The sequence below is a fragment of the Gordonia sp. UBA7860 genome (assembly GCF_002500165.1).
Lineage (GTDB): Bacteria > Actinomycetota > Actinomycetes > Mycobacteriales > Mycobacteriaceae > Gordonia > Gordonia sputi.
This window is the reverse complement of sequence record NZ_DLSO01000155.1, coordinates 1-14,899: the sequence shown is the minus strand read 5'-3', so window position 1 is coordinate 14,899 and position 14,899 is coordinate 1. Positions and strand designations below refer to the sequence as shown.

Annotated in this window: 15 protein-coding genes; 7 read left to right on the top strand and 8 right to left on the bottom strand. The window is 64.3% G+C overall.

What is annotated here, in order from left to right; genetic code table 11:
* The first annotated feature begins 71 nt into the window (after positions 1 to 71).
* From B3T59_RS19280 to B3T59_RS19270, 3 genes are read left to right on the top strand one after another with little or no spacing between them, the layout of a single operon-like run.
* On the top strand, positions 72 to 1,547 hold the full coding sequence (locus tag B3T59_RS19280; RefSeq protein ID WP_287004844.1) for a condensation domain-containing protein: 1,476 nt from the start codon (positions 72 to 74) through the stop codon (positions 1,545 to 1,547).
* The gene (locus B3T59_RS19275; RefSeq protein ID WP_287004843.1) at positions 1,544 to 3,001 is read left to right on the top strand and encodes a condensation domain-containing protein; all 1,458 of its coding nucleotides are present in this window, start codon (positions 1,544 to 1,546) and stop codon (positions 2,999 to 3,001) included. Before B3T59_RS19280 ends, B3T59_RS19275 begins: the two co-directional genes overlap by 4 nt.
* Positions 2,998 to 4,362 carry a condensation protein gene (locus B3T59_RS19270; protein WP_287004842.1) on the top strand — a complete coding sequence of 455 codons (1,365 nt, stop codon included), beginning with the start codon at positions 2,998 to 3,000 and terminating at the stop codon, positions 4,360 to 4,362. Before B3T59_RS19275 ends, B3T59_RS19270 begins: the two co-directional genes overlap by 4 nt.
* Here B3T59_RS19270 and B3T59_RS19265 read toward each other — a convergent pair.
* Together B3T59_RS19265 and B3T59_RS19260 are read right to left on the bottom strand one after the other, a co-directional pair.
* Entirely contained in the window at positions 4,314 to 5,126 is an 813-nt protein-coding gene (locus B3T59_RS19265) for a glycosyltransferase (RefSeq protein WP_287004841.1), read from the bottom strand. The genes B3T59_RS19270 and B3T59_RS19265 overlap by 49 nt on opposite strands.
* An 89-nt stretch (positions 5,127 to 5,215) precedes the next feature.
* Complete coding sequence (locus B3T59_RS19260; protein ID WP_287004839.1) at positions 5,216 to 6,487, bottom strand: cytochrome P450; 1,272 nt, start codon at positions 6,485 to 6,487, stop codon at positions 5,216 to 5,218.
* 137 nt (positions 6,488 to 6,624) lie between these two features.
* Between B3T59_RS19260 and B3T59_RS19255 the strand changes: the two genes are divergently transcribed.
* A complete protein-coding gene (locus tag B3T59_RS19255; protein ID WP_287004838.1) occupies positions 6,625 to 7,254 on the top strand; it encodes a TetR/AcrR family transcriptional regulator in 630 nt (209 codons plus the stop codon).
* A gap of 1 nt (position 7,255) precedes the next feature.
* Here the strand turns inward: B3T59_RS19255 and B3T59_RS19250 are convergent, their stop codons facing one another.
* Together B3T59_RS19250 and B3T59_RS19245 are read right to left on the bottom strand one after the other, a co-directional pair.
* Positions 7,256 to 7,735 (bottom strand): nitroreductase family deazaflavin-dependent oxidoreductase, encoded by a 480-nt coding sequence (locus B3T59_RS19250; RefSeq protein ID WP_287004837.1) that lies wholly within the window; start codon positions 7,733 to 7,735, stop codon positions 7,256 to 7,258.
* Between the two features lie 17 nt (positions 7,736 to 7,752).
* Positions 7,753 to 8,916, bottom strand: coding sequence for a steroid 3-ketoacyl-CoA thiolase (locus B3T59_RS19245; RefSeq protein ID WP_287004836.1), 1,164 nt, complete (start codon positions 8,914 to 8,916; stop codon positions 7,753 to 7,755).
* A 262-nt stretch (positions 8,917 to 9,178) separates the two neighbouring features.
* Here B3T59_RS19245 and B3T59_RS19240 point away from each other — a divergent pair, with 262 nt between their 5' ends.
* Together B3T59_RS19240 and B3T59_RS19235 are read left to right on the top strand one after the other, a co-directional pair.
* Positions 9,179 to 10,471, top strand: a complete 1,293-nt coding sequence (locus B3T59_RS19240; RefSeq protein ID WP_049699902.1) for a cytochrome P450 — start codon at positions 9,179 to 9,181, stop codon at positions 10,469 to 10,471.
* A gap of 3 nt (positions 10,472 to 10,474) precedes the next feature.
* Complete coding sequence (locus B3T59_RS19235) at positions 10,475 to 10,936, top strand: nuclear transport factor 2 family protein (protein WP_287004835.1); 462 nt, start codon at positions 10,475 to 10,477, stop codon at positions 10,934 to 10,936.
* 94 nt (positions 10,937 to 11,030) lie between these two features.
* Here B3T59_RS19235 and B3T59_RS19230 read toward each other — a convergent pair whose 3' ends face one another.
* Complete coding sequence (locus tag B3T59_RS19230) at positions 11,031 to 11,309, bottom strand: hypothetical protein (protein WP_287004834.1); 279 nt, start codon at positions 11,307 to 11,309, stop codon at positions 11,031 to 11,033.
* Positions 11,310 to 11,688: 379 nt separating this feature from the next.
* Between B3T59_RS19230 and B3T59_RS19225 the strand changes: the two genes are divergently transcribed.
* The gene (locus tag B3T59_RS19225) at positions 11,689 to 11,817 is read left to right on the top strand and encodes a hypothetical protein (RefSeq protein WP_287004832.1); all 129 of its coding nucleotides are present in this window, start codon (positions 11,689 to 11,691) and stop codon (positions 11,815 to 11,817) included.
* Positions 11,818 to 12,022: 205 nt separating this feature from the next.
* On the opposite strand, the gene B3T59_RS19220 is transcribed toward B3T59_RS19225, so the two are convergent.
* The 3 genes from B3T59_RS19220 to B3T59_RS19210 all read right to left on the bottom strand — a co-directional run.
* On the bottom strand, positions 12,023 to 13,201 hold the full coding sequence (locus tag B3T59_RS19220) for a thiolase domain-containing protein (RefSeq protein WP_287004830.1): 1,179 nt from the start codon (positions 13,199 to 13,201) through the stop codon (positions 12,023 to 12,025).
* Complete coding sequence (locus tag B3T59_RS19215; RefSeq protein ID WP_287004828.1) at positions 13,201 to 14,280, bottom strand: thiolase domain-containing protein; 1,080 nt, start codon at positions 14,278 to 14,280, stop codon at positions 13,201 to 13,203. Before B3T59_RS19215 ends, B3T59_RS19220 begins: the two co-directional genes overlap by 1 nt.
* A gap of 29 nt (positions 14,281 to 14,309) precedes the next feature.
* Positions 14,310 to 14,899: Zn-ribbon domain-containing OB-fold protein (locus tag B3T59_RS19210; RefSeq protein ID WP_287004826.1), on the bottom strand; the 590-nt coding region annotated here is incomplete at its 5' end.

The window sequence follows — 14,899 nt, the reverse complement described above, 5'->3', positions numbered from 1 at the left end:
ATCTCTGCAAACTTCCTCGATACCCGAGGTATTCACGTGTACCCGTGCGCAGGTGACTGAAAAGGATGCCGATGGAATACACAGAGCTCGCCGACTATGAGGTTCCCACGGGCGCGATCACTGCGTGGGAAGCGACCACCGACCCGGCCCAATGGCGTTCGGATTCTCGTCGACTTTCGTACATGCATCTCGAGCATGCGCGCCGCGCTGCGGAACTCGGTGACGAATGGCACGGGCACTGGATCGGAACGGCCTTCACCATCGAGGAGCGGTTGGACCGAGATGCTTTCGCCGCGACCATCAGGCAGTGGTTCGCCCGCCACGAGGCGCTTCGTTCCGCGGTCCAGCTCGGTGGGGCTCCTGAGGACGATCTGGTTCGGACGACCGTCGCGCCGGAGGCTGTCGCAGTCTCCGCGCTCTCGATGGGTGTGGTGACGTCGCCCGACTCGGCCCGCCAGACGATCCAGGACTACTTCGATACCACCGTCAACCCGTTGAGTTGGCCACACTGCGTCGTCGTGACTCTGGAACCCGATGACCGTGACGACAGATTCCTCGTCGTCTTCGGCGCCGACCACACCGTGATGGACGCCTACACACAGGTTTTCGCGATCAATGAGCTCAGCGCCCTCTATCGCGCGGAGATCAACGGTGAGCATCATGGGCTCGCCGAGTACGGCAGCTACCTGGACTTCAGTGATGCGGAGCGGCATCTGGGGGGACAGATCGATGCGAACAACTCGGCCGTCGTCGCCTGGCGGCAGTTCTTCAACGACTCACCCACGTCCGTCCAACCAGATGCGATGCCACGCTTCCCGCATTGCGCCACCGGCGGCGTTGGCGCGGTAGCACCTCCCCGGGAGCCGGATTCCGGTATGCAGGTGAGTCTTTCGCAGGATCTTCTCGACAGGGCCGAGGCCGCTCGATTCAACGAGATCTGCAAGGCTGCGGGTGGCTCGGTGGCGTCGGGAATCTACACAGCGATGTCGATCACGAGCGCGGCGCTCGCCGGGACCGATCAAGTGCGATTCATCAGCCCCGTACACACGCGCACGGGACCCGAGTGGGGCGAGGCCGTCGGGTGGTTCGTCGGTCTCGTTCCGGTGCACGTTGATCCATCTGGTGCGCAGACCTTCTCTCAGGCGCTTCCGCACGTTGCCGAGTCGGTCTCGCGGTACAAGGACGTGGGTACCGCACCGTTCGCCCCGATCGCTGATCTGATCGGAGGTGACGTGACGCCCCCGGGATTTGTCGTGTCCTACATCGATCTGCGGCGGGCGCAGGGAGCCGCGGAGTGGGAGCGTCGAAACGCGCGAGTGTTGCGCAGTGCCACCCGGGACGTCGACGAGGTGTATCTGTGGATCAACCGAATTCCCGATGGGATCAACATCTCGACGCGTTATCCGTCAGGGGAGCGCAGGCGCGAGGTCGAAGCTTTCATCTCCGCGTTTGCGGAGGTTCTGCGCACGATCGTCGGCACCGGTGATCACGACTACACGTTTGCGCCTGAGATGGCGTCGCGAGCGTCGGCGGACATCACAGCATGACGGTGGTATTCGGCGCACCTGCGACGCCAGAACCACTGCTGCGTAAGCAGTTTCCTGGCGGTACCCCTGTCGAGTGGTCGTTGTGTTCGCCTGATGCGGCGTTGCAGGCCGCGCGTGTGACCGGTGGTGCAACGTTTCTGCAGACCGAGCACGTCGTCACTTCGACCGCGGCGCGTGCCCGCGGCGACGAGCATCGTTCCGTCGTGGGTGCTTTCGCCAGATTCGACACCACACTGGACCCGGTAGCGATGGCCGCAGCGCTGACAGCCTTCGTGCAACGGCACGACGAACTGCGGAGTTTCTACACACTGGGCGAGGTGGGTGTCGAGAGGCGTGTCATACCGCAGACCCACGTCGAGTTGGTGGCGCAGTGGCCGCTCGGTCGGGATCGGAAAGTCGACGCCGAGGATGCGGGCGACTACCTTGCGAATCGCATCTCCGTTGCGACCGCGTTCGATTCCCCGCAGTCGATGCACTTCGGAGCGTTCGACGGCGACGGTGGATTCACGTTCTACCTCGGCGCCGATCACGTTCACGGCGACGGCTATTCGCTATGGCTGGCGATGGACGAGATCAACGCCCTGTATCGGGCGGAGACCACGGGAACGTCGGCGACGCTGACCGACGTGGCATCGTTCGGCAACTACGTGGCCGATGAGCATCGTCGCGCTGCGCGCGTGCGCGCCGATGACATCGGCGTCAAGGCGTGGCGAGAAGCTTTGGCCATCAAGGGATCTCTTCCCGCATCACCGGTCCCCCTCGGACTCGACGACGACGCTCCCGTCCCTGCTGTGCGCTGCCGTCGTGATCTGCTCACGGCGGACGAAGCGGATGCGCTCGACGTCGTCAGTGCCTCGTCGAGCTGGGTCACCATCGCTGGATGTCTCTTCTCCGCGTTGGCATCTGCGCAGTACATCTGTACAGGGGAGAAGCGATTCTTCACGACGACCGCCCTGGCAACCCGCGGGATCGAGTTCGAGTTCACCCAGGGCTGGGCGTGCAACTTCGCGCCGGTCTACTTCGACGTTGATCCCGGAGCTGATCCGATCGAGCTGGCGCGCACTGCATCTGTCGCGGTGAAGCGGGCCAAAGGCGCTGCCGCGGCTCCGATCGGTGCGGTTCTGCAGGTGCTTGCGCGGTCAGGCGAGCTTCCACAGATGGCCGGTTCTCCTCAGATGGTGACCTACATCGATCACCGTCGGCTGCCGGGAATCGACGACCCCACTGTCGGAACAACGGTGGGATTTCCCGGGATCGGCAAAACCAAGAACTCCAACCTGTGGCTGAGTCGCATGGTCGACGGGCTGGTCGTCGAATCTCAGATTCCCGACAATGATGTTGCGCGCGTACACATCGAGCGCTATCTCGACACAGTTGCGGCACAGCTCAGAGCGCTCCTGGAATCTGCGGACTCCGCGGTCACCGCGATCGCGGGTACCCGGGTGAGGCAATGAAACTAGCTGGTATACAAGACTATTCACTGAGATCAGGCCAACTCGCCGTCTTTCATGCCGATCTCATCGGAGATGATCTGCCTTCCGACACCGGATTGTCGGAGAACGAGCGATTTCACGTCGATTCGCATCGAGCGGGACATCCGGGTTCGCTGACCCTGGTCCTCGACTTCCCCTATGCGGTTGATCGTGTTCTGCTAGAACGGCTTCCCGAGGTGTTGCTGTCCCGGCACGACATACTGCGGACCTATATTTCAGCGGAGGGCGATGACCTCAGTCGGCGCGAGGTCCCATTGTCGTCGATCAGCGTCAGCGTCGACTCGCAGGCTCCGACCGACCTGTCAGACGCGGGTATGGCGGAGCTGGTACTCGCACGAATCGCTATGGCGTGCAACCCAACCAAGCCGCTGTCACACTTCTTTGCGGCGGTGCTCCGTCCCGATACCACCACGGTGATCTGCGCGTTCGATCACGTCTACGTCGACGCCCGATCGTTGACGGTGCTCGCGGCGGATATCTCCGACGTGGTTGCCGGCCGTCAACTGTCGAGTGCCGGCTCGGGGCTCGCCGCCGTGCGCGCGCACCTGTTCGGTGGTGACGTGGCTCCCGACGATCCGCGACTTGCCGGTTGGTTCCGCTTTCTCGACGAGTCCGACTGGGAGATACCAGCTTTCCCCCTCGACCTGGGGCTCGAACCGGGACGACGAGCGCCGATGAGAACACGGGTGAGCACCCTCCTCGGTCGGTCCGAGGCGCTGCACTTCAGCTCGGCAGTACACAAGCGGGGCGCGAGAACGTTCTCGGCGCTGTTGACGTGCATTGGACGCGCGATTCGTCTGGCGGGTGGTCCGGCCGACACCGCGATGATCGTGCCTGCGGGACTTCAGACAACCGAGTCGATCGTTGCCTGGGTGGTTGCCAACATCCCGCTGCGTGTCCGCGGCGAGGGGGATGTCGTCGAACTGTTGCCGCTCAACGCACATCGACTTTCCGAAGCCCTACCGCTTGCGAGCGTCGGACTGACGGCGGTCTATCAGACATTCGGCAGCAGATTGCGTAGTTCACGCGGGGATGTCTTCATGGTTTCGTACGTCGATTACACCCGGCAACGCCGGCCATCGAAAGATGTTGCAGTGCAACAGTTGTCGGGCGATCATGCGACGGACAATGTTCAGTGGTGGCTGTGGCGCGACGACGATGGTATTCACGCACGGGTTCGGTACCCCGCTACAGCTGCGGCGGAGTCCGTGGTCGGCGACGTCCTGGAGTTCACCGGTGCTGCGGTCAGGGAGATCAGCGAGCGGCTCGTTGATCAGCGAACATCAGTGGGCACATCGCCGTCGCCTGCGTTCTTGGAGTGATACCAATCGAGATAGCCCCGAGTGCCGTAAGCCTGCAGTCGTCGAAGAGAAGTGAAGACGACGGCATGTGGTGCGAGCGCTATGGAGTCTGCACCTGCGTACTCGGCGACACGTTGCTGTAGAACCGCGTCCTCGTCGACATCGTCGATCTTCGTCCGCGGGAATCCTCCTGCCGCACAGTAGGTGTCAGCGGTGACCGCCAGATTGTTGCCGACAACCAGGAAACTCTTGCGTAGGTGCGCAGGTTGAGATCGTGTGCGCAACCAGGTGATCAAGTGTCCGAGGCGCCATGTCGTCCCGATCAGGTTGAACGCAATGGCACGGGCTCCATCGGAGCTGCGGGCACGCACCCGACCTCCCACAAGGCTTTTGCCATCAAGCAGTGGGGCGACGATCTGTGTCAGCCAGTCCGGCGCGGGGAGCGTATCGGCGTCGGTGCGAGCGATGAACTGGGCTCCGCTGTCGACGGCATAGCGAAAGCCCGAGTCTGCGGCGCTGCCGGTGCCCTTCTCGGTTTCGGTGAGCACATCGATCGGGACAGCCGAGTGGGACGCGAGCTGGCGAACGAGATCGGCTGTCCCGTCGGTACTGTTGTTGTCCACCACGATGATGCGGAATGGCGCACCAGCATCGTGGGGGGCGGTATCGCGAAAGGTCTGCTGCTGCAAAGCCCGGATCGTGTCTTCGATGTAGTCGACCTCGTTGTAGGCGGGGACCACGACAGCGACACGCGGGGCCGCCAACTGAGTGCTTTCGTTCGCCATGCTGCCATTCAACCGGGCCGGTGACTGTCTTGCACGCGAATGTGATGTGAGTAAAGCGACGTCAGCGTAGTGGGCAATCCAGGGACTGCTCAGTGCGCGACCGGGCAGCCTCCGGCCGCGCCGTAGCGAACGGGCAGGTCTTTGACGCCGTTGAGCCAGCCTGATCGCACACGACGCAGCTCGCCGATCCGCTCGATGTCGGGAAGTACGTCTGCGACAGCGTTGAGGATCAGGGAGAGTTCGAGGCGCGCGAGGTTGGCACCGATGCAGAAGTGGGCGCCGTTGCCGCCGAAGGCCAGATGCGGGTTGGGATCCCGGAGAATGTTGAACGTGAACGGGTCGTCGAAAACATTCTCATCGTAGTTTGCCGAACCGTAGAAGATGCCGACCCGCTGTCCGGCGGCGATGTCGACGCCTGCAATGGTGGTGTCCGCCTTGGCCGTCCGCTGGAAGGCGTTGACCGGGGTCGACCAGCGCAGCACCTCGTCGATCGTGGTCTTCGGGCGCTGCGACTTGAACAACTCCCACTGCCCAGGGTGGGACATGAAGGCATTCATGCCGTGGCTGGTCGCGTTGCGCGTCGTCTCGTTTCCGGCAGTGATCAGCAGGATGACGAAGAATCCGAACTCGATGTCGGACAACGACTCTCCGTCGATGTCTGCCTCTATCAGTGTGGTGACGATGTCGTCGGTGGGGTTGCGCCGACGCTCCTCGGCCATCGAATAGGCGTAGCCGAGCAGCTCGGCGTTGGCCATCGCGGGGTCGATCGTGTGGTCGGGATCGTCGCTGTTGATGATCGCGTCGACGAGCTCGTGAATACGTGGACGGTCGGCTGTCGGGACACCGATGAGATCCAGAATCGCCTGCAGGGGAAGGTGGATGGCCACGTCGTCGACGAAGTTTCCCGACTCCTTGGCTGCGGCCGATTCGACGATCTGGCGTGCCGACGTTGCGAGATTCTCCTCCAGTGACCCAACAGCCTTCGGTGTGAAGAGTCGCGACACGATCTTGCGCAGACGAGTGTGCTCCGGCGGATCGTGGTTGACGAGTAGCGCCTTGGTGAACTCGATCTGGTCGGGGGTGACGTAGTCGGGGAGTCGGATGATGGCGCCGTTGGCGTTTGTCGACCACACCTGGTTGTTCTTCGAGATCTCGCGCACGTCTGTGTGTCGCGAGATCACCCAGTAGCCGCCGTCGGTGAAACCGGAGGTGCCGAGTGGCTGTTCGTTCCACCAGACGGGCGTAGTCCGGCGCAGGTGAGCGAATTCGGTCATCGGTAGGCCGGATTCGAGCACATCGGGATCGGTGAAATCGAAACCCTTGCCGAATGGGCAAGCCGCATCGGTGGTGATGGCTGTCATGGCTTCACCATACAGTCCGATCACATGTGTATGGTCGTTTTCCCGTGATACGGTCTGCGCTGGTAGAGGTCGGTACCGGGAAGTGGGTGCCGGGGAATAGGTACTGGGAAATCGGTGCCGGAAGGTGGTCGCGAGACATGCGTACGCACGGCTGGGCCGGAAGCGTCCCGGTCGACGACGCCGAGGCCACGGCGCGCATTCTTGCGGCCGCACGGTCGGCGATCGACGAACACGGTGTGGCGACGACGATCAGCGACGTCGCGCGCACTCTCGGAGTCACTCGCCAGACCGTGTATCGATACTTCCCCAGCACCGAGGCGCTACTCCGGGCAACCGCGTTCGACGCCGTCGGCGCGTTTCTCGAGCGAATCGCGGTACGTGTCAGCGGTATTCGTGAGCCCGACGTCGCTGTCGTCGAGGGAATCGACGTGGTACTCCAGGAACTGCCGGACGACCGCTACGTCGGCCTGCTGTTCAGGGCGGACAACGTGAGTCTGTTCGCTGTGGAAGGAGTGACGTCGGAGGCCGGTCAGGGATTCGCGCGCTCGATGGTCGAGCGTATGGACGTCGACTGGGCTGCTCGCGGGTACGGCCCGGCCGAGATGGACGTCATCGTCGAAATCGTGCTGCGCACACTGCAGTCCATGATGATCGACCACGGCACGGAGCGGTCGAGCGCGCAGCGTCGTGCATTTCTCGACGCATGGGCGGGTGCGGCGATTCGCGCATTGCCCGCGCACGCGGACGTGTCGGCTGATCGCAGGTGAGTCAGCGTGGTGTGCAGATCACCACCGGGATGGTGCGATCGGTCCACGCCTTATAGGTATCGAAGTCGGCGTACAGCTCCACCAGGCGGGACCAGAGTTGGTTCCGCTCCTGTTCGTTCGCCGTCCGTGCCGTGTATTCGCCCGTCTGCGAACCGATCTGGATCGACACGTCGGGGTTGCTGCGCAGATTGAGGTACCACGCCGGATTCGACGGTAATCCGCCCTGCGAGGCGACGACGACGACCGTGTAGCCGTCGCGCAGATAGAGCAGCGGCACGGTGCGCGGTTGGCCGGACTTGCGGCCGATTGTGGTCAGCAGACATACGTCGACGGGGTTGCGCATCGCCGCGCCGACCCGCCAGGTGCGGCCGAGCCGACCGCCGCTGCGTTTGTACAGTGCGGTGTTGAGGCGCGAGCCGAGTTTGATCGCTTTCGCCACGATCGGTGAATCGAGTTGTGCCGGACGGTTTTCAGCTTTCATGCGCGCTCCCGTGACTCTCAGATGCGCTCGAGGATGGTGCCGGTTGCCAGTGCGCCGCCCGCGCACATGGTGATCAGAGCAGTCTGCGCGTCGCGCCGTTCGAGTTCGTACAGAGCGGTGGTGAGCAACCGCGAACCCGTGCTGCCGACCGGATGGCCAAGGGCGATCGCGCCGCCGTTGACGTTCACCTTGTCCATGTCGGCGCCGTGCACCTGGGCCCAACTGAGGACAACCGAGGCGAAGGCCTCATTGATCTCGACGATGTCGATGTCGGACAACGACATTCCCGCTTTGGCCAACACTCGCTCGGTGGCTTGGACGGGGCCATCGAGGTGGTAGTACGGTTCCGAGCCGACGAGGGCGGCCGCCCGCAGTCGCGCTCGCGGGCGGAGTCCGAGCTCGCGCGCTCTGGTCTCGTCCATCAGCAGGACGGCTGCAGCGCCGTCGGAGATCTGGGACGACGTGCCTGCTGTGTGGATGCCGCCGTCGATGACCGGCTTGAGGGCGGCGAGCGATTCGGGTGTGGTGTCTCGGAGCCCTTGATCGCGTGTGACGTCGATGATGTTGCCGGTCACCACGCCCTCCTTGGTGCGCTCAGGTGCCTTGAGGGTCAACACTTCACGGTCGAACCGGTGCTCATCCCATGCCTGACGCGCACGTTTCTGGCTTCGCACTCCGAGTTCGTCGACGTCGGCGCGGGTGATCCCGCGGCGTGCCGCGATACGCTCCGCCGCCTCGAACTGGTTGGGCATCTCGACGTTCCAGGAGTCCGCGTGGTATGGGCCGGCGTCGACGCCCACGTTCGACCCGAGTGGTGTGTGCGTCATGAGCTCGACCCCACACGCGATACCGACGTCGATCACGTCCGAGGCAATCAGCCCGGCGATCAGGTTGTTTGCCTGTTGCGCAGAGCCGCACTGGCAGTCGATGGTCGTCGCGCCGGTCTGCTCTGGAAGTCCCGCAGACAGCCACGCCTTGCGCGTGATGTTGCCGGCCTGCGCTCCCGCCTGTGTGACACATCCGCCGATGGCCTGCTCGACCAGCGATGCGTCGATACCCGCCTTCTCGATCAAGCCGCGCTGCGTGAGGCCGAGTAGTTCTTCCGCGTGCAGACCGGAGAGCCAGCCCGCCCTCTTGCCGATAGGGGTTCGCACTGCTTCGACGATTACCGGCACACCCATGTCCGTCACCTTTCGGGCTTCTACTTCTCCGCACAGGCTTCTCTGCACAGATCGACTGCTCCTGCGCGGACCTGCTGTTCTGCCGCGCAGAACACTGCTCTGGCATGAAAGTAGAACATGTTCCTGTTTCTGTCCATTGCGACGAAGAAAAAGTAGAACGAGTTCCTGTTTTGGTGCGATACTGTGTGTACAGTGAGCGCCAGTGAGACGTGAACACGTTCACGTCTCGGTTGCAGAACACTGAGAACAGGTGGTATTTCACGTGATCCAGACCGACGGCGTGGGGGCCGACCAGACGTCATCCTCACCAGCGGCATCATGCCCGTTCATGCACCAGGAAGGGTGGGATTTCACCAGTCCCGACCTGCTCGAGAAGGGTATTCCGGTCGCCGAGTTCGCGGCCCTGCGCAAGACCGCTCCGGTCTGGTGGAATGCGCAGCTCCCGGGTAAGGGTGGCGGATTCCACGACGGCGGCTACTGGGTCGTCTCGAAGCACGCGCATGTCCGCGAGATCTCCAAGAACAACGAGGACTGGGCAACGTCGACCAACGGCGTCATCATGCGGTTCGACGACGAGATGCCCCAAGACCAGCTCGACGTCACCAAGGCGCTGCTGATCAATCACGACCCGCCGGAGCACACCCGCCTGCGCAAGGTGATCTCGAAGGCGTTCACGCCTCGCGCCGTACAGGCTCTCGAAGAGAAGCTCGACGACGCCGCGCGCACCATCGTGCGCCAAGCGGCCGACCGGGGAACCGGCGACTTCGTCCACGACGTCGCCGTCGACCTCCCGCTGCTGGCTATCGCCGATCTGCTGGGTGTCCCGGAGTCGGATCGCAAGAAGCTGTTCGACTGGTCGAACGGCATGATGAACTACGACGATCCCGAGTTCGCAGGCGTTGATCCGCAGATGGCGTCGGCAGAGATCCTCGGCTATGGCTACAACATGGCGGAGGAGCGTCGAAAGTGTCCTGTCGACGACATCGTCAGCACGCTGGTCAACGCCGACATCGACGGACAGCACCTCGACGAGGCCGAGTTCGGATTCTTCTTCATCCTGCTCACCGTCGCGGGCAACGAGACCACGCGCAACGCGATCAGCCACGGCATGAATGCCTTCCTGGAGCATCCCGACCAGTGGGAGTTGTTCAAGAAGGAACGGCCCGCCACGGCGGTCGACGAGATCGTGCGCTGGGCAACGCCGGTGAACTGCTTCCAGCGCACCGCCAAGCGCGACACGCAGGTCGGCGGCGTCGACATCAAGCAGGGGCAGCGCGTCGGATTGTTCTACGGCTCAGCCAATTACGACGAAGACGTGTTCGACGATCCGTTCTCCTTCAACATCCTGCGCGACCCCAACCCGCACGTCGGATTCGGTGGCAACGGAGCGCATTTCTGCGTCGGTGCAAACCTCGCCCGCATGGAGATCAACCTGATGTTCAATGCAATCGCCGACCTCGTGCCCGACATCTCGCGGCTGGACGAGCCGCGTCGACTCCGGCACGGTTGGATCAACGGGGTGAAGGAACTCCAGGTCGACTACGGGACTCGGTGACCGATGACCAGTGCAGCCCAACAGGATTCGAGTAAACCCGCATATCTGGGCATCGATAGGGAGAACAATCCCGCCGTGGTGGCGGGTCGGCGATCGCGGGAGGCGGTCGCGGCTCGTGACAAGGAGGCCTGGCTCGACAATTTCGCGGCCGATGCGAAGGTCGAGGACCCGGTCGGGGCGTCGATGTTCGATGAACGAGGGGTTGGATTCCAACGGCGAGAGCGTATCTCGCAGTTCTGGGATCTGTCGATCGCGACAACCGAGAGTATCGACTTCGTCTTCGACGACGAGATCATCTGCGGCAACGAGGTCGCATACGTCGGGAAGATCGTGACCCACATCGCGGGCCACGTGTCGGAGGCGCACGGCGTGTTCACCTATCGGGCCGACGACGAGGGCAAACTGTCGGCGTTGCGCGCGTTCTGGGAGGTCGAGAAGACGATCAACTCGGTCCGGCCGGCCTGACACTGGGGCTTGCGTCGAAATCCGCACCTCGTCTGTGGCACTTCACCTTCGGCACTGCCGAAGGTGAGGCGTGAGGAGATGAGGTGCGGATTTTTCATGGAACCGATTCGACGCTGCGCGCGTCACAACGTGCATGGTCTACTTCCACGGCGTCACGGGCGCGGTCAATCGCGCCGAGCTCCTCGCGGCGGGTTTCGTCGATCGTGAGATACGACGGGCGCTCGACGTCGGCACTCTCGTGTCGCTGGCACCGGGAGTAGCGATTCCCCGGGATCTGCTGGCCGAAGACACTCCCGAAGAGCGACACCGGCAGCGAGCGCTTGCCGCGATACGACGCGACAACCGGACTCAGGAGGTTCGGTCCGCCAAACATACTCGGGCGCTAGCGCTTTCGTCGGCCGCCGCGGTGCTCGGCTTGCCGGTCTGGGGTTGGACACCTCGCGGGTGTCGATCGCAGACAGCGGGCGCACGCCGGGCACACGCACCACATCGCGCACGCGGTTGATCACCGACACCCGACCACCAGCCCTCGTCGAGGTCGACGGTGTGCTGGTGGTGTCGCCTGCTCGTACGGTGGTCGACATCGCGCGCACCGGAGCTCGGATACCAGCTATCGCGGTGGGCGACGCCGCGCTGCACGCCGGTCTCTGCACCGTCGACGATCTGCAGAACGAGCTGGACCTGCTGACGGGGATGCGCGGGCTGCCGCGGCGATTCCCGCGATCGGTCGGTGTGACCGCAAGTGTGAGTCGGTGCTCGAGACGCGCAGCCGCGTCGAACTGGTCGACGCCGGCGTACCCGAGCCGGAGTTGCAGGTGAACATCTATGACGCGCACGGGAACTTCGTCGCGCGCGTCGATCTGTACTGGCGCAATGCGTGACTGTGCGGCGAGGCCGACGGCAACAAGTACGGCGACGATGCCGACGAGACGCGATGTGCACTACTCGGGGAGAAGTCGCGCGGCGACGCGATCGTCGAGACCGGACACGTCCTGTTGCGGTGGGGCTGGCGCGACGTCGATGAGCCTGCGGTGCTGGCACGTCGGGTGCTGGGCATGCTCGAGCGACACGCGGCGTGAGGGCCGGCTAGTTCGTCGGCTTGTCGGCGCCGACGAGCCACATCGAGTAGTACTGCGCCCCGCCGCCGTAGGCGTGGCCGAGGGCTTTGCGGGCGTCGGCAACCTGGTGGTCGCCCGCCTTGCCCATCACCTGGATCGCGGCCTCGGCGAAGCGGATCATGCCCGACGCTCCGATCGGGTTCGACGACAGCACGCCGCCCGACGGGTTGAACGGAATGCGACCACCGATCTCGGTCTCGCCGGCCTCGGTGAGCTTCCAGCCCTCGCCCTCGGGGGCGAAGCCGAGGCTCTCGAGCCACATGGGCTCGAACCACGAGAACGGGACGTAGACCTCGGCGACGTCGACCTCGTCGATCGGATTGTCGATGCCCGCGGACTTCCACAGTGCTGCCGCGGCGTCGCGGCTCGCCTGGGGGTTGACGGTATTGCGGTGCGCGAAGAACAGCGGTTCGGTCCGCATCGCGGTGGCGTGGACCCAGGCGACCGGGCGGCCGTCGGCGACCGCGGCGTCGGCGACCTGCTCATCGCCGATGACGACCGCGCACGCGCCGTCGGATGATGGGCATGTCTCGTCGTAGCGGATTGGGTCCCAGAGCATCTGCGACGCCATCACACTTTCGACGGTGATGTCGGGTTGGTGTAGGTGGGCCAACGGGTTTCGCGCGCCGTTGCGTCGATCCTTGGTGGCGACCATCGCGCCGATGTGCTCGGGCGCGCCCGACTGCCGGATGTACGAGCGCACGTGCGGGGCGAAGAAGCCGCCCGCTCCCGCGCCGACCGGCTTGGTGAACGGAACCGGAAGTGACAACGCCCACATGGCATTTGACTCGGACTGCTTCTCCCACGCGATCGCGAGCACACGTTTGTGGACGCCCGCGAACACCAACGACGCCGCGACGTTGGCCGTCGAGCCGCCGACGGAGCCCGCGGTGTGCACGCGGATCAGTCGTTTGCCAACGGCGCCAAGGGCGTCGGCCATGGCCAGCTCGGGCATCATCGATCCCTCGAAGAGATCCGGTGCCTTGCCAATGACGATCGCGTCGATCTCGTCGATGCTCACCTCGGCGTCGGCGAGGGCTGCGTCCATCGCCTCGCGGCACATACCTGCCATCGTGACGTCGTGCCGCTTGGCGACGTACTTGGTCTGCCCGGTACCCAGGACCGCCGCACGGTTGTTGTGTGCCATCAGTTGTCGTCTCCCACGCTCGAGTCGCCGCTCTTGGAATCGCCCCTGTTCGAGTCACCCTGCAGCGTGACCACCATGTTCTGTTGCAGCAGAGGGCCGCTCGTCGCGTGCGCCACCGCGGTCTGCGCATCGCCGGTCAGGATGGAGTGTGCCGCGTAGCCGATACGCTGCAGTCCGCCGCTGAACAACGAATTGCCCGTGAGCAGGCCGCCGGACGGATTGATGCGCACCGAGTCGGGCAGTCCGAGCGCGTTGCGAACGATGATCTCCTGGTGCGTGTACGGGGCGGCGATCTCGGCGACGTCGACGGCGCGGGTGCGATCGCCGAACGCGGTGTCGGCGGCGAGCTTGGTCGACGGTGAGATGGTGAGGTCTCGTGCGCCGAAGTTCGCGCTGTCGATACGGTGATCCCAGCCGGTGACGAATGCAGGATTGGCGACGAGCTCGCGGGCGCGGCGCTCACTGGCGATGATGACGGCGGCGGCGGCATCGGTGAACGGTGCGATGTCATGTGCGCGAAGAGGATTGGCGATGTATTCGGTAGCGAGTAGGTCGTCGGCCGACGCCCCCGTCGTGCGTGCTGCGACGGCGGCCATGTCGGTTTCGGTCCACGTGCCCGCGTCGAGACCCGCGCGGGCCTGCAGTCCTGCGAGCGCGCGGTCGCCCGGCCAGAGTGGGGCCACCGTGTAGGGATCGGTCTGCATCGACAGCGTGCGATTGCTGTCTCCCGCGGAGGATTTGCCGAAGCCGTAGGCGAGGGCGAGGTCGACCTCGCCGCTCGCGATCTTCACCCACGCCTCGTAGAGCGCCCACGCGCCGTCCATTTCGACGTGGGACTCGTTGATCGGCGGCATCGCGCCGATCGAGTCGATCGCCGAGATGAACGAGAAGGCCCGTCCGGCAAGATAATCCGACGATCCGCTGCACCAGAATTCAATGTCGGTGCGGGAGATGCCGAGCTCGGCGTAGAGCTTGTCAAAGCAGGGGATCAGCATTTCGACGCCGTTGGTGGTGCCGTGCGTGCCGACGATGTTGGGACTGTGGGCGAACCCGACGATCGCGATGCGGGGGAGGGTCACGTGCTTCTCCTAGAGATGGGGATCGCGGGTCAGAGGAACTCGCGGTAGGTGTCGTACTCGGCGTCGGGTTCGCCGGTGGGCCGGAAGTGGCTGATCGATCCCATCGACAGTTCGCGCTCATCGTCGGGGACCCAGACCGCCTGCACGCGCATGCCCATGCGGACCTCGTCGGCGGGAGCGTCGAGGATGAGGTGCAGGAACGGGATGTCGGAGCCATCGAGCAGCACGTATGCCGCCACGTAGGGTGGCTTGATCCGCTGACCCTGGAAGGGCACGTTGACGATGCAGAACGTCGTGACGGTTCCGGTGTCGGGAAGTTCGACGTGTTCGACAGCCGGCGCTCCATCGGCGGGACTCACCGAGCGTGGCGGGAAGTAGACGCGCCCGGCGTCGACTCCTGAGCCGATACGCGTTCCGATCAGCTTGCCCGCCTTGAGGCCCTCGAGATAGCGCGATTCCTCTTCGGTCGCGGAGTGAATGATGCTCGTCGTGATCGGTGTGGTGATGATGACGTTCTCGTCGTCTGGGTTCTCGGCGGTGTTCGGCTCGGCCCGCTCAGCGGAGTCGCCGGGTGCGAAGTAGGCGATGTCGTCGATGCGGCCGCTGCGTGCTGCGCGCC

Excerpts from the sequence above, each read along its gene's own strand:
- B3T59_RS19265 (WP_287004841.1), bottom strand. The coding sequence starts at position 5,126 with ATGGCGAACGAAAGCACTCAGTTGGCGGCCCCGCGTGTCGCTGTCGTG.
- B3T59_RS19250 (WP_287004837.1), bottom strand. The coding sequence starts at position 7,735 with ATGAAAGCTGAAAACCGTCCGGCACAACTCGATTCACCGATCGTGGCG.
- B3T59_RS19255 (WP_287004838.1), top strand. The coding sequence starts at position 6,625 with ATGCGTACGCACGGCTGGGCCGGAAGCGTCCCGGTCGACGACGCCGAG.
- B3T59_RS19280 (WP_287004844.1), top strand. The coding sequence starts at position 72 with ATGGAATACACAGAGCTCGCCGACTATGAGGTTCCCACGGGCGCGATC.
- B3T59_RS19245 (WP_287004836.1), bottom strand. The coding sequence starts at position 8,916 with ATGGGTGTGCCGGTAATCGTCGAAGCAGTGCGAACCCCTATCGGCAAG.
- B3T59_RS19275 (WP_287004843.1), top strand. The coding sequence starts at position 1,544 with ATGACGGTGGTATTCGGCGCACCTGCGACGCCAGAACCACTGCTGCGT.
- B3T59_RS19235 (WP_287004835.1), top strand. The coding sequence starts at position 10,475 with ATGACCAGTGCAGCCCAACAGGATTCGAGTAAACCCGCATATCTGGGC.
- B3T59_RS19260 (WP_287004839.1), bottom strand. The coding sequence starts at position 6,487 with ATGACAGCCATCACCACCGATGCGGCTTGCCCATTCGGCAAGGGTTTC.
- B3T59_RS19270 (WP_287004842.1), top strand. The coding sequence starts at position 2,998 with ATGAAACTAGCTGGTATACAAGACTATTCACTGAGATCAGGCCAACTC.
- B3T59_RS19230 (WP_287004834.1), bottom strand. The coding sequence starts at position 11,309 with ATGTTTGGCGGACCGAACCTCCTGAGTCCGGTTGTCGCGTCGTATCGC.
- B3T59_RS19220 (WP_287004830.1), bottom strand. The coding sequence starts at position 13,201 with ATGGCACACAACAACCGTGCGGCGGTCCTGGGTACCGGGCAGACCAAG.